The following is a 12,934-nucleotide window of genomic DNA, read 5'->3' on the forward strand; positions in this document are numbered from 1 at the left end:
AGGTATAACAATGTATTCGCGACGCAATTTTCTGGGCATGGCTGGTTTGGCCGGACTCGCCCTAAATAGCCCCCTGGCTCTCGCCAACAACAAACCCAAAGGCACGAAAACCCTCAAAATGCGCAACCTTCACACCAATGAGAAGGTGAGTTGTACCTACTGGATTGAGGGTGAATATCAGCTTGAAGCTCTGCAGGAGGTTCATCAGTGTCTGCGAGATCATCGCACCGGTGATGTATCCCAGATTGACCACCTGCTGCTGGATCACGTCTACAACCTGGCTGACCGCATGGAGTACACCGGTGAGATCCATATCATTTCCGGCTATCGCTCCCCTAAAACCAACGCCATGCTGAACAAAACCAGCAGCGGTGTTGCGAAAAAGAGCCTGCACATGCAAGGTCGTGCCATCGATCTGAGACTGCCCGGAATGCCATTGAGCCAAGTGCGTAAAGCCGCTCTGGCCGAGCACAAAGGCGGCGTTGGCTATTATCCGAAGAGCAACTTCCTGCATCTGGACACTGGCCGCACCCGTCAGTGGGGCTAAGCCTGGGGATAACGCCTGGGATGGGAACGTGGGGACTGAGGCCTGGACACCAGTTCAGATCAGAAGACGGGCAGGACGCCCAGACAGCTTGAACACTGCCCCGATCGGGGCAGTATTAACTGAATAACGTTTGTTTAATCAATAACGACGGTTTCGTGAATCATTTTCGCTTAATGAATCACTTCCGGCAGCTCCGGCATCCCCAACAGACGGGTAAGTCCACTGCCCAAACCGCGTTCCAGACAGCGATTCACCGACTCGGCATCATCCTGAGCCATCACTTCATCCAGTAATTCTTCGGCCTGCTCCAGTGTAATGCTGCGAATCACCTTCTTCACTTTCGGCAAGTTGGTGGCGTTCATGGACAGCACGTCGTAACCCATCGCCATCAACAACACCGCCGCGGCCGGATCACCCGCCAGCTCACCACAAATACCAACACTGGCACCCTGACTGTGACCATCGCGCACCACCTGATGCAAGGCGCGCAATACCGCCGGATGGAAGGGCTCGTACAGATCCGCCACCCGGGGGTTGTTGCGATCCACGGCCAGCAAATACTGCGTCAGGTCGTTACTGCCCACCGACAGGAAGTCCGAGCGCGCTGCCAGTTCCCGCGCCTGATACACCGCTGCGGGGACTTCGATCATCACACCGATCGGCGGCAATTCAAGCTGGTAACCCTCTTCGAGTAATTCGTGAAATGCTCGATAAATCAATGCCTTGGCTGACTCCAACTCACTCACACTGGATACCATGGGCAACATGATACGCATGTTGTTGAGACCTTCACTGGCTTTCAACATCGCGCGAATTTGAGCCAGAAAAATTTCCGGATGGTCGAGAGTGACACGAATACCGCGCCACCCCAGAAACGGGTTTTCCTCTTCGATGGGGAAATAACTGAGGGACTTGTCCCCGCCCACATCGAGGGTACGCATGGTGACAGTGTGAGGCGCAAAGGCTTCCAGCTGCTCACGGTAGATCAGTCGCTGCTCCTCTTCACTGGGGAAACGATCGCGCAGCAGGAATGGAATCTCGGTACGGTAGAGGCCAACCCCTTCCGCACCGCGCTCCAGCGAGCGCACCACATCGGCCATCAGGCCCGTGTTTACCCATAGGGGCACACGGTGTTGATCCAGCGTCTCGCAAGGCAGATCGCGCAGAGCTTCCAGGCCTTTGACCAGCTCGCGCTCTTCGGCACAAATGTCTTCATAGTGTTTAAGCAGAGTTGTGCTGGGGTCGGTGTAGAGCATGCCGCGATAACCGTCGACAATCACGCGGCGCTCGGAAATCTGGGTGTAGGGCAGATCCACCGCCCCCATCACCGTCGGCACCCCCATTGCACGGGCCAGAATCGCCACGTGTGAGTTGCTGGAGCCCTGCACAGAAACCAGTCCGGCCAGCTGATCTTTGGGCACTTCACCGAGCATCGAGGCGGTCAGCTCTTCCCCCACCAAAATGGCGTTTGGGGGGAAGACCCGCGACTGCTGGGAGGATTCCTGCAGATAGGCGAGCACCCGTCGGCCGAGATCGCGGATATCCGCCGCGCGCTCGCGCAGGTAGGCATCACTCATACTGCTGAAATTGCGCTCGTGCTCGAGAATCACCTCACTCCAGGCGTAGGCAGCGCTGACGCCCTGACGGATACGCTCAGTCACTTCGCCGCCCAGTGACGCATCGTCCAGCATCGACAGGTAGGCATCGAACAAAGCCCGCTCCTGAGTGTTTAACCGCTGTTCCAGTTGCTTACCGAGATTTTTCACATCCTCCCGGGCAGAGCCCAGGCAGCGCTGGAAGAAGGCCAGTTCCTCGTCAACATCCTCACAGGGCTGGAAAGGTACGCCGCGCAAATCCGCGGCCGGAGACATGACCACCACATGGCCGATGGCGACACCAGGGGAGCCGGCCACACCTTTGAAGCGAGCCTCCTGTGCGTTCTGCCCCATAGCCTTGAGCACGCCAGTGGCTTCCGCGTGAGCGATAACCCCGGCCAACTGAGCCGACATGGTGACCAGAAACGCCTCTTCACCCTCGTCAAACCGGCGGCTGTCCACCTGCTGAATGACCAGTACACCCAGAACCTGGCGCTGATGAATGATGGGCACCCCCAGAAACGAGCTGTAACGCTCTTCCCCGGTGGCTTCGAAATATTGATATTTAGGGTGCGCAGTGGCCAGTTCGAGGTTGATGGGTTCTTCCCGCTGAGCGACGTAACCCACCAGACCTTCACCCAGCCCCAAACTGACATGACCCACGGCGTTTTGATTCAGGCCATCGGTGGCCATCAACAGGTACTGGCCCTTGCCGTCGCGCAGGTAAGCTGAACACACGTGGGTGGCCATCACGGCTTTGACCCGCTGCACAATGATATTCAGTGCGGAGGCGAGATCGCGGGCGGAGTTGACCTCCTGCACGATACTGCGCAGGGAATTCAGCATGGTTGGCATCTTATCCTCCCATCGCATGACCTGCGCCTCGTTGAGAATGATGTCGGCTGAGGCGGGTTTCCAGCTCGGCATGGGCCATCGCCAGCTCTTTCATCGCCCGGCGATACACATCGCGCTTGAAGGAAACCACCTGGTCCAGAGGATACCAATAACTCACCCAGCGCCAGTGGTCGAATTCGGCGGGGCCATCGTTAACCAGACTGATCGCCTCATCGTCCGATTCCAGCTGCAGCAGAAACCATTTTTGTTTTTGACCGATGCACAGTGGATTGGAGCCGTGACGCAACAGGCGACGAGGCAAGCGATAACGCAACCAACCGCGGGTACGGGCGAGGATTTTGACATCCTTGCGGGTCAGGCCGACCTCTTCGTGTAATTCCCGAAACAAGGCCTGCTCGGGATCTTCATTTTCCTGAATGCCGCCCTGGGGGAATTGCCAGGCGTCCTGACCGCCGACGCGACGCGCCCACAGCACCTGACCCTGACGGTTGGTCAGTATAATGCCTACATTGGGTCGAAAACCGTCAGCGTCTATCACTCAAACCCTCCCAGGCACACATTGTCTATTCTGCTTATCGAATGGCTATTGTTCCACAAACAAACAAGTTTCATCAATGCGGCCAATGACTTAGGTGTTTAATTTATGTCAATGAAGGCACGATTCCCAAAAACAGCCGCCCCTCACCACAAAAATATCACCATTAGTAACACTTAGGAAAAGGCTGCGGTATCCTTAGGGCCTTTTGACACTGGCTGTCGGCATCTAAACAGCAACCTAATTTTAAACCGTATAAGAGGACATCACGTGAGACTGGCTATATTCGATCTGGACAACACCTTAATCGCCGGCGACAGCGATCACGGCTGGGGCGAATTTATGGTCGCTCAGGGCATGGTTGATCCCGTGGTGTACAAACGTGCCAATGACCAGTTTTACGCCGATTACGAGCGCGGGGAAATGGACTTACAGGCTTATCTGAATTTCTCTCTGGAGCCCCTCACCCGCTACACCCAGGAAGAGTTGAGCAGCCTGCACCAGAAGTTTATGCAGGAAGTGATCGCTCCCATACGTCTGCCGCAGGCCGAAGCCTTGCTGGCCAAACACCGCGCCGACGGCGATTACCTGTTGATCATCACCTCCACCAACGGTTTTATCACCAAACCCATCGCCGAATCCCTGGGCGTGGACGACATCCTCGCCACCGATGCCGAAATCATCAACGACCGCTATACCGGCAAGATGACCGGCATTCCCTGTTTTCAGGATGGCAAGATCACCCGTCTGCACCAGTGGTTGGAAACCGCCGCCGATAAAGGCTTCGACGGCGATCTGACGGACTGCTATTTCTACAGTGACTCGATTAACGACCTGCCGCTGATGCAGGAAGTCCCCAATCCGGTCGCTGTCGACCCGGACGACGCTCTGCGCCAGCACGCCGAACAACACGGCTGGCCCGTTATCAGCCTGCGCGACTGAGAGACAGCGCGGCAGACTCACGACCTATGCCACACCGACCCCCTTTGTTCTGGAATACGTTCATGATTCACCTGCGTCCACTAACCCTTGTGCTGCTCTGTGCCCTGTTCAGTGGCTGCGAAAAAACCGCGGAACCCGAAACCTCGCCCGATACGCCAGCCACTACCGAGGTGTCTGCCGAAGAGCTCAGCCCGAGCACCCGCCACAGCTGGGACACCGCCGCCGATCTGCTGCAACAAGCCGAGCTACAGACCAGCACTTTGCAAACGGCCATTGCCGAGTTTGTCGCCACGCCCAGCGAAGAGTCACTGCGTCAGGCGCGCGCGCAATGGCAACTCACGCACAACCAACTGCAACAGCTGTCCCTGCTATTTGCACTGGGTGACGTCAGCCCTACCCTGTTTGCCCCCCTGCGGCAGGCGCACTTCCAGCTGGACGCCTGGCCCATAGAACCCGGCTATCTGGACTACTTTGATGTGTATCCACACAGCGGCATCGTCAATGACATCGTGATCAATATTGATGAGGCGTCCATCCGTGAACAACACGGCTTTACCAGCGATTCGGACGTCAGCCTCGGCATGCACGCGATCAGCTATCTGCTCTGGGGAGAGAATCGCCAGCGGCCAGTCAGCGATTATATTCCCGCCGAGCCCACTTCACTGCAGACACAAAGTGGCATCAAACCTAAGCATCTGCCCAACCAACGGCGGATAGCGCTGCTGCAATTGCAGGCTGACTTATTGGCTGAAGATATCAAGGCGCTGGGTTATCAATTCTCGCAACCGGCCAGTGGACTGAATACCGCCTATGCCCGTCTGGCTGCCGCAGCTCAATTAGAACTGTGGCAGCGAAGCGTGGTTCAGGTCTTGGATAACCTGCAGAAACAACTGCCAACAGGCGAAGCCGATGACGACGTCGAGCAACATAGTCGCTTTGCCGGCGGACAGGGACAGGTTCTGGCCGATACGTTAAAAGGCGTACAACAGCTGCTGCTTAGCCACGACGATAATATCCAGCCATTGGCTCACTGGCTCAATCCCCAAGGGGATCTTACAGTGCTCACAACACAGCTTCAGCAAACCGAAGCCACGCTCCGTGAGGCGGACAAAGACTGGGAGGGGATAGATGCAGAACAGATTCAGACCCTCAACCAGCAATTACGTCAGTTGAAGGCCTGGTTCCAGCCCCAGGGTAGATAAACTCCCAAGGCAGACAGACAAGTTCCTAGGGCAGGTAGACTCGCGCAAACACGGCTTTCAGATAATCCGTTTCCGGAATGGCTGGGTGCACCGGGTGATCCGCACCCTGTCCGCCCTGGTGAATGATCTGAGCGTGACGGTCGAGGTGGCGAGCGGCACCGCGAACGATTTCCACTAACGCTGTTTTCTCCAAATGCATGGAGCAAGAGGCGGACACCAGAATGCCGTCGCGGGACAGCAGGCGAATCGCCAGCTCATTCAGGTGGCGGTAGGCCGCCTCACCGGATTTCTGATCTTTTTTGCGCTTGATAAACGCCGGCGGGTCGAGCACCACAATATCGAACTGTTCACCCTGCTCAATCAGACCTTTCAACACCTGAATGGCCTTGCCATGCAAACCGGTCATGCGATCGTCAACGCCATTCAGCGCGGCGTTCTCGCCCACCCATTCCAGCGCCTGTTCGGACGCATCCACACACACCACTTCACTGGCGCCGGCAGCGGCCGCTTGCACACCCCAGCCGCCGACGTAGGAAAACACATCCAGCACCCGCTTGCCCGGAGACAAACGCTGCAGCATCGCGCGGTTCTCACGGTGGTCGTAGAACCAGCCGGTTTTCTGACCTTCGGCAATCGGAGCCAGAAAGCGCACGCCGTTTTCCACCAGTTCCACCGCTTCCGGCACATCACCGATGGCTTCGACGTAATCGTTCAGTCCTTCCAAACTGCGAGCAGAGTGATCGTTGCGCAATAAAATGGCTTCCGGTTTGAGGCACTTCTGCAGCGCTTCGACGATGGCATCCTTCTGCTTTTCCATGCCAGCGGTGGCCATCTGTACCACCAGGTAATCGCCAAAACGATCAACCACCAGACCGGGCAACAGGTCACTGTCACCGTAGATCAAACGATAATAAGGTTCGTTGAAACAGGCCTCCCGCAACCCCAGCGCCTGCTTGATCCGATGCACCAGCAGGGATTTGTTCAGCGGGTGCGCCACATCGCGATTGACGATACGACCGCAGATCAGACTGTCCGGGTTCATGGTCGCAATCGCCAGCGCTTTGCCCTGCTGATTACACACCAACACCTGATCGCCCGCCGTGAAGGACTTCAGCGGCGACTGTTTAACATCCACCTCATTGGAAAAAACCCACAAGTGGCCACGTTTCAAACGGCGGTCTGCCTGCGATTTCAGGATCAGTTTCGGTAGGGTCGTTGCTTCGGTGGTCATGGTAATCTCCGGAAAAATCCGATGGAGGGGACAACAGCAGTGGATAAACCATCAAACGTGGATACACATCTTTTAAAATGGATAAAACACGATGGATAAAACACAGTTGGCGCTGGGACAGGCGCGCATTATAGGTGAAAATAACCGACTTGGGGGCTGTTAACACCGTTTGCCAGTGATTCTGTTAAAACCGTTTACCGGTGACTCTGTTAAAGTAGCCCATTGCTGCTAAGCTCCAAGGGTCTGTTAACCCTAGACCAGAACCTAAATAGCACGCGCTATTATTTTATTAACGATATGGAACCGTCACGATGCGTTTATTTTCTCCCCTGCTGTTTATCACCTTTCTGGCAGCCACTCTGTCAGCCTGTAACCCTGTTGCCTATAAGGGCATGGAAACCTCTCCGGCCAAACTTCAGGGCCTGAAAACTTTTCAGTGGGAACCGGTCATCGCGTCGGACAGCAAGAATCAGGACGCCTTCGATCAGGCATTTCGCGAAGCCATGACCGCACATCTGCACAATAAAGGTTATGTCTCTGCCAAAGACAATGCCGATCTGACCGTCGATTACCGCATCAGTATGATTCCGGTGGAAGATCCCGCCGTGAATAACTCCCCGGGACTGGGGTGGCACCTGGATGAAACCGGTGAGCCGGTTTACGATGGTTGGGAACACCCTACCGGTATGGATAGCCTGATGCAGCGCGGGTTGGTGATTTTGACGTTAACTCGCAACAGCGACGAAAGCATTGCCTGGCAGGCAGGTGCCTCCCGCAAAATAGAGACGGAAGAGTCCGCCTCGACGTTTAAATCTCACGCTAGCAAGCTGGCGGCGAAACTGGGCAAAGAAATCCCCAAAGCCAACTGATCAACGCCTATCGACGCAGCTCGGCAGCCTTGTCTGCCAGCTGCGGCATCAACTGCAGAAACCCCCTTTCCAATTCCGAATACTGCGCCAGAACGGCTTGCCCCGCAGGCAGTAAATTGGTCTCAAAGCGAATACGCTGATCAATGCGTTCCAGCACCGGCAGAAACATCTCTTCACGCCCATACCCCTGAAACAGATCGTTGGCAGCAGCCCGGCGGATAAAACGAGCCGCAGACTCCGGCAAGCGCTCATGCCGCATCGCACACAACTCGTAAAACGATTGACTGAACTCAGGTAGGGGAACATCAGAGAAGTGCGTCCAGTGACGCACCAGTAAGTGATCGAAGAAGACATCCAGCGCAATGCCACCCACCCGTCGGTAGTCGGTACCCAGCGCCTCAAGGCAACTCAGGTATTGCGGATGGCTGTCCACATAAGCGTCCAGCTGGCGGTGCAATTGAATCCCCGACCTCACTCCCGGCGACCAGACATTACCCTGCTTGTCCGGCAGAGCGGCTGGCAGGGGGCCTTTGACAAAGTCTCCGAGAAACCCACCCAGCTGCCATTCCGGATCGGGGCCAGACAGAAGAATGTGGGCCAGGTAATTCATAACAACTCACGCGACGGAAACACGCACCCTCTACTGACAGCAGGTGTACTGCGCGTAGTAAGCCCGCAGATACTCATCAAAATCCATCTGCGGAGAAGCATCCAGATCAGCCTGATCCTGCAAAGAAGCCTCGGCCTCACGCTGCATTTGCCTGAATTCCTCATCCGACAACGGGCGCTCCGCATAGGCCTGACTGTGCTTGAGCGATTGATTCATGGCAAAGCGGAAGAAGGTTTCACCGCTGGCTTCCATGTCCGCGAGAATTTGGGCTGACGGCGTCAACTCGGGCTTTTCCAGTTTAATACGCTGCGCTTCTACGGCAGCGGAATACGCCTGAGTGTCATAGCTGCTGTCCAGCATGACCGCGACTCGGGCAATATCGTCCAGCAAGACTGAGCCCCACTGGGCCGGGGAGACTTCTCCCGCGGCGGTGAGCAGACGCATCTCTGGATCCCGCCCCTGCGCCACCATGCGACGCTGATTTTCCTGTCCGCGGCGGTATTTCACATTGTCGGTTTCCGGACTGTCGCTCATGAGGCAATACAGCAGGAAGGCATCGAGAAATTCGATCTGCTCAAGATTCAGGCCCAGCGGCTCGTAAGGGTTGAGATCGATACAGCGCACTTCGATGTATTCCACACCCCGATCGTTCAGGGCTCCCAGCGCCGTTTCACCTGAGCGTGCGGTTCGTTTGGGCCGAATGGTGCTGTAAAACTCGTTTTCAATCTGCAACAAACTGGTATTGAGCTGCTTGTATTCACCGTGCTCATCCTTCAGGCCATTCGCCACATAATCTTCGTGTGGCTGCGTAATGGCACCGCAGAGGGTTTGCAGGTAGGTGTCCAGATTGTTGTAACACACCACCAGCGAATCCTGTGCACTGCTTTGATAACCCAGGTTGCCCATACGCAGTGACGTACCGTAAGGCTCATGCAGGCTGTGATCATCGTTTCCAAACGGCTGCAGGGAATGCTCACGACCTTTGACAAAGCTGCGGCATATGGCCGGCGAGGCGCCGAACAGATACAACAGGAGCCAGAAGTTGCGGCGAAAATTGCGAATCAAATCAAAATAGCGACGATTCTTATAGTCCTGCAGGGATTCCGCGGCACCTTCCCGCTCATGCCAGAAGGCCCAGAACTCGTCACTTAAAGAGAAATTGTAGTGAATGCCGGCAAAGGTTTGCATCGAACGTCCATAGCGCTCGCCCAATCCCAAGCGGTAGATGGATTTCATCCGCCCGGGGTTCGAGGTGCCGTATTGACCCACCGGAATATGATCGTCACCACTGAGCATGCAGGGCATGCTCGCCACCCACAGGTGCTCATCCTCGAGCTGTTGATAGGTGAAGCGCTGCACCCGATCCAGGTCGTCCAGCACCTGTTGACTGGACTCCGTGGGGGGAGTGATAAATTCCAGCAGGGCTTCACTGTAATCGGTGGTGATGGAGGGATGGGTCATGGCCGACCCCAGACTGCGAGGGTGCGGCGTCTGGGCCAGAGTCCCCTCAGGGGTAATGCGCAGACTTTCCTTTTCGAGACCTTTGAAGACGCGCGTGAGCTTACTATGGACGGGCTCAGCCAGCACCGCCAGTCGTTGGTTCAATAAAGACAAACCGTTTCCCTCATGAGCCACACAGAAGCTGTGTGACGGGGTGGGTCTAATCCAAACTCAAAACAGCGAGGACGCCTCAGTTTTGTCCGTCTCGTTGTCTGTTTCAAGTTCCACCGGGGTGACGTCTGGAGTCACGTCTGCAGCCTGGTGTTGCTCGGCCTCGGCAGTGGCGGCTGTATCACTTGTTTCAATGGGTGATTCGTCTGCTGCCGTCTCCAGCGCGGTACTAGCATCTCCTAATGGGGGCAAATCCTCATCCTTCAAGAGGGGCAGCCCACGATCATTGAGTGTGCACTCAAGAATCTTGATACGCAAAGTATAGTCGCGCGCGTTCACTTCGATCATCTGATTGAGTGCTTCGTCGCGATGAGGGGTGCGAAACAGGGTGTTGGCCTCACGGCCGTCGACCCATTCACCCTGCTTATTCAGCAGGTGCTTGTGCTGGTTTTGCAGCAGGAAAATACTGTTCATGAAGACTCGAAACCCGACCTCTGTTGCGGAATCTGTGCTGCGACCCGTCCACCGGCACTCACCGGGAATGCACGGCAATAGACACCGCAGCCTGTAAATTCCGAGTGTAACCGGAAAAAAACCTCGGTTCCAGAGAGGCTGAGGAGTGAGATTTAGTGTCCGACCCCGGTCAACTCTTCGATTAATTCCGCAATCAGCTGGATACCCGGCTCAATTTTGTCTTCCGGAATGACCGTAAACCCCAAACGGAAATAGTTTTTTGGCGGCGGCTCGCCCTGACCGTCAGCGCGCTCATTAAAGGCAATATCCCCCAACTCCAGCAATATCCCCCGCTCGGCCGCGACGCGCCGCAACTCATGGCAATCCAGACCTTCCGGTCCGCGCACCCAGCAGGTGGTGCCGCCAAATACGGGTCGCTGCTGGTTGGAGGGAATATAGCGCTCGATGGCCCGGGTAATCTTCGACCAGTTGCGCTTGTATTTACGCCACAAGCGCTTGAGCAGAGCGTCGTAGTGGCCGCGGGCTAAAAACAACGCGGTCATCCGCTGATTGTTCATCGGCGGATGGCGCATCATCAAACGCCGGAGCACCCGCACCTCTTCAATCAGCGGCGCCGGTGCCACCATAAAACCAATACGCAGCCCCGGAGCCAAAACTTTCGACAGGCTGCTCATGTAGATCACCCGACCGCTGCTGTCGAGACTTTTCAGCGCCGGCAGAGGATCATCGATGTAGTTGGTCTCAATTTCATAATCGTCCTCAATGATCACCAGATCATCTTCTTCCGCCAGTGCCAGCAACTCCTTGCGTCGCTCAATGGGCATGGTCACCGAGGTCGGCCAATGATGGCTGGGGGTCGTATAAACGTAATCACACTCACGCAGGGAATCGCCCAGCACCAGACCATAATTATCCACCGGTTGAGGAACAGTCTCGCCAAAATGCAAAGAGAAAATATTGCGGGCATCGGGGTAACCGGGGTTTTCCATCGCCATTTTTCGGCCCGGTTTCGCCAGCAGCGTCGACAACAAATACAGCGAGTGTTGTGTGCCGACGGTGATGAGGATTTCTTCCGGTTTCGCCCAGATCCCACGCCGGGGTAATACCCGCGACCGGATCTGTTCAATCAGTATCGGATCATCGGCATCCATACAGTCGCCGGTCCAATCTCGCACGGCCAAAACACTGAGAGCCTGCTTGGAACACTCACGCCACTCCGCCAGAGGGAAGGTTTTCGGATCAATCTGGCCGGAGAGAAACGGATATTCATAGCGCTGCCAGTCCGAGGGTTTGTCGATGTTACGCTGCTGGCTGGGATGACTGGCAAAGCGATCGCTCCAGTCGGGCGCTCTGGAATCGATCTCTGACTGCTCAGTCTGATCAGATTTACTCGCAACTTCACGACGATTATCTAGCTTGGCACGGCCGTCCAGAATTGACGGGTTAACAAAATAACCACGACGTTCACGGGCAATGATATAGCCGTCCTCGACCAGATCCTCGTAGGCGAACATCACGGTTTGTCGGGACACGGACAACGCCTGGGATAATTTACGACTGGAGGGAATGGGTTTATCCAACGGGATATGGCCGTCAAGAATCGCCACCGCCAACGCTTTGCGAATCTGTTGTTTAAGATTGTCGTCGCTGGATTTATCCAGATGAATCAGTTGTTCTAGCACTGCACTTCCGCCTGTCTCTTGTGGCCACTTTTGTCGCTAGCTTATGCAGCCACTTTGTGTCATTACGATATTACTTCGGCTTCCTGCTGCACACGTACCTGTTAAAAATTCCTATGCCTATTGATATCACTCAGATCGGTTACACAACCGTCAATAAACGAGAGGTACAACTGAAAATGGCACAGTCAGCCCAACAGCCAATCTGTGCCATGTCCTCGGCATTCTCTTCAGTTCTTCCCTGTTAACCCGGCCCTGTTAACTCTGTCCTGTTAACTCTGCCCTGTTAACCATGAACTCTGCCATGAGAGAATCGCAGTATACTCGATTCAAGCCCTCAGATAACGAGCGTTTTCACATAACTCATTTCCCGCACCGCGTACTTTATCCCTTCCCGACCGACACCACTTTCCTTCACGCCCCCAAATGGGAAGTGCTCGGTGCGGAAACCCGGGCCATCATTGGTCGCCAGTGTGCCGACATCCAACTCTTCAAACAGGTAGCGGATCACACTCAGATTTTGCGTGAACACCCCGGCCTGCAATCCATACGCGGTGTTATTGATCAGCGGAACAATATTCTCCACTTCCTCGAATTTACACAGGGGCATAACTGGACCAAAGGTTTCCTCGATCATCAGATCGCAATCGGGGGCAACATTTTCCAAAATGGTCGGATACACCAAAGCCCCTTCGTACTGATTGCCCAAAGCAACCGTTGCCCCACGATCAATGGCATCTTCGATGCGCTGACGAATTTCATTCGCCGCCGGCTGATGAATAAC

General features: G+C 55.5%; 12 protein-coding genes. 4 read left to right on the top strand and 8 right to left on the bottom strand.

Annotated features, from left to right (window positions below; translation table 11 throughout):
* Window positions 1-10 precede the first annotated feature (10 nt).
* Entirely contained in the window at window positions 11-547 is a 537-nt protein-coding gene (locus ACTG33_RS07660) for a YcbK family protein (RefSeq protein ID WP_439134611.1), read from the top strand.
* A gap of 170 nt (window positions 548-717) precedes the next feature.
* On the opposite strand, the gene ptsP is transcribed toward ACTG33_RS07660, so the two are convergent.
* Both ptsP and rppH read right to left on the bottom strand, forming a co-directional pair.
* A complete protein-coding gene (gene ptsP / locus ACTG33_RS07665; protein WP_439134623.1) occupies window positions 718-2,988 on the bottom strand; it encodes a phosphoenolpyruvate--protein phosphotransferase in 2,271 nt (756 codons plus the stop codon).
* A gap of 10 nt (window positions 2,989-2,998) precedes the next feature.
* Window positions 2,999-3,535, bottom strand: coding sequence for an RNA pyrophosphohydrolase (gene rppH / locus ACTG33_RS07670; protein WP_439134612.1), 537 nt, complete (start codon window positions 3,533-3,535; stop codon window positions 2,999-3,001).
* 267 nt (window positions 3,536-3,802) lie between these two features.
* Between rppH and ACTG33_RS07675 the strand changes: the two genes are divergently transcribed.
* Complete coding sequence (locus tag ACTG33_RS07675; RefSeq protein ID WP_439134613.1) at window positions 3,803-4,474, top strand: HAD family hydrolase; 672 nt, start codon at window positions 3,803-3,805, stop codon at window positions 4,472-4,474.
* A 62-nt stretch (window positions 4,475-4,536) separates the two neighbouring features.
* The gene (locus ACTG33_RS07680) at window positions 4,537-5,676 is read left to right on the top strand and encodes an imelysin family protein (protein ID WP_439134614.1); all 1,140 of its coding nucleotides are present in this window, start codon (window positions 4,537-4,539) and stop codon (window positions 5,674-5,676) included.
* A gap of 25 nt (window positions 5,677-5,701) precedes the next feature.
* On the opposite strand, the gene ACTG33_RS07685 is transcribed toward ACTG33_RS07680, so the two are convergent.
* Window positions 5,702-6,907, bottom strand: a complete 1,206-nt coding sequence (locus ACTG33_RS07685) for a class I SAM-dependent rRNA methyltransferase (protein ID WP_439134615.1) — start codon at window positions 6,905-6,907, stop codon at window positions 5,702-5,704.
* A gap of 311 nt (window positions 6,908-7,218) precedes the next feature.
* Between ACTG33_RS07685 and ACTG33_RS07690 the strand changes: the two genes are divergently transcribed.
* A complete protein-coding gene (locus ACTG33_RS07690) occupies window positions 7,219-7,776 on the top strand; it encodes a DUF4136 domain-containing protein (protein WP_439134616.1) in 558 nt (185 codons plus the stop codon).
* A gap of 7 nt (window positions 7,777-7,783) precedes the next feature.
* On the opposite strand, the gene ACTG33_RS07695 is transcribed toward ACTG33_RS07690, so the two are convergent.
* The 5 genes from ACTG33_RS07695 to ACTG33_RS07715 all read right to left on the bottom strand — a co-directional run.
* Complete coding sequence (locus ACTG33_RS07695; protein ID WP_439134617.1) at window positions 7,784-8,386, bottom strand: ACP phosphodiesterase; 603 nt, start codon at window positions 8,384-8,386, stop codon at window positions 7,784-7,786.
* 30 nt (window positions 8,387-8,416) lie between these two features.
* Window positions 8,417-10,000 (bottom strand): glutamate--cysteine ligase, encoded by a 1,584-nt coding sequence (gene gshA / locus ACTG33_RS07700; protein WP_439134618.1) that lies wholly within the window; start codon window positions 9,998-10,000, stop codon window positions 8,417-8,419.
* Window positions 10,001-10,057: 57 nt separating this feature from the next.
* Window positions 10,058-10,471 carry a hypothetical protein gene (locus ACTG33_RS07705; RefSeq protein ID WP_439134619.1) on the bottom strand — a complete coding sequence of 138 codons (414 nt, stop codon included), beginning with the start codon at window positions 10,469-10,471 and terminating at the stop codon, window positions 10,058-10,060.
* A gap of 152 nt (window positions 10,472-10,623) precedes the next feature.
* Entirely contained in the window at window positions 10,624-12,153 is a 1,530-nt protein-coding gene (locus ACTG33_RS07710; RefSeq protein WP_439134620.1) for a PLP-dependent aminotransferase family protein, read from the bottom strand.
* A 334-nt stretch (window positions 12,154-12,487) separates the two neighbouring features.
* The coding region (locus tag ACTG33_RS07715) for an aldehyde dehydrogenase family protein (RefSeq protein WP_439134621.1) at window positions 12,488-12,934 on the bottom strand (447 nt) is incomplete at its 5' end.

The sequence above is a fragment of the Pseudomaricurvus sp. genome (genome assembly GCF_965662505.1).
Taxonomy (GTDB): Bacteria; Pseudomonadota; Gammaproteobacteria; order Pseudomonadales; family Cellvibrionaceae; genus Pseudomaricurvus.

Bases quoted from the DNA above. Each gene is read 5' to 3' on its own strand.
- ptsP (WP_439134623.1), bottom strand. From the start codon at position 2,988: ATGCTGAATTCCCTGCGCAGTATCGTGCAGGAGGTCAACTCCGCCCGC.
- ACTG33_RS07660 (WP_439134611.1), top strand. From the start codon at position 11: ATGTATTCGCGACGCAATTTTCTGGGCATGGCTGGTTTGGCCGGACTC.
- ACTG33_RS07685 (WP_439134615.1), bottom strand. From the start codon at position 6,907: ATGACCACCGAAGCAACGACCCTACCGAAACTGATCCTGAAATCGCAG.
- ACTG33_RS07695 (WP_439134617.1), bottom strand. From the start codon at position 8,386: ATGAATTACCTGGCCCACATTCTTCTGTCTGGCCCCGATCCGGAATGG.
- ACTG33_RS07705 (WP_439134619.1), bottom strand. From the start codon at position 10,471: ATGAACAGTATTTTCCTGCTGCAAAACCAGCACAAGCACCTGCTGAAT.
- ACTG33_RS07680 (WP_439134614.1), top strand. From the start codon at position 4,537: ATGATTCACCTGCGTCCACTAACCCTTGTGCTGCTCTGTGCCCTGTTC.
- ACTG33_RS07690 (WP_439134616.1), top strand. From the start codon at position 7,219: ATGCGTTTATTTTCTCCCCTGCTGTTTATCACCTTTCTGGCAGCCACT.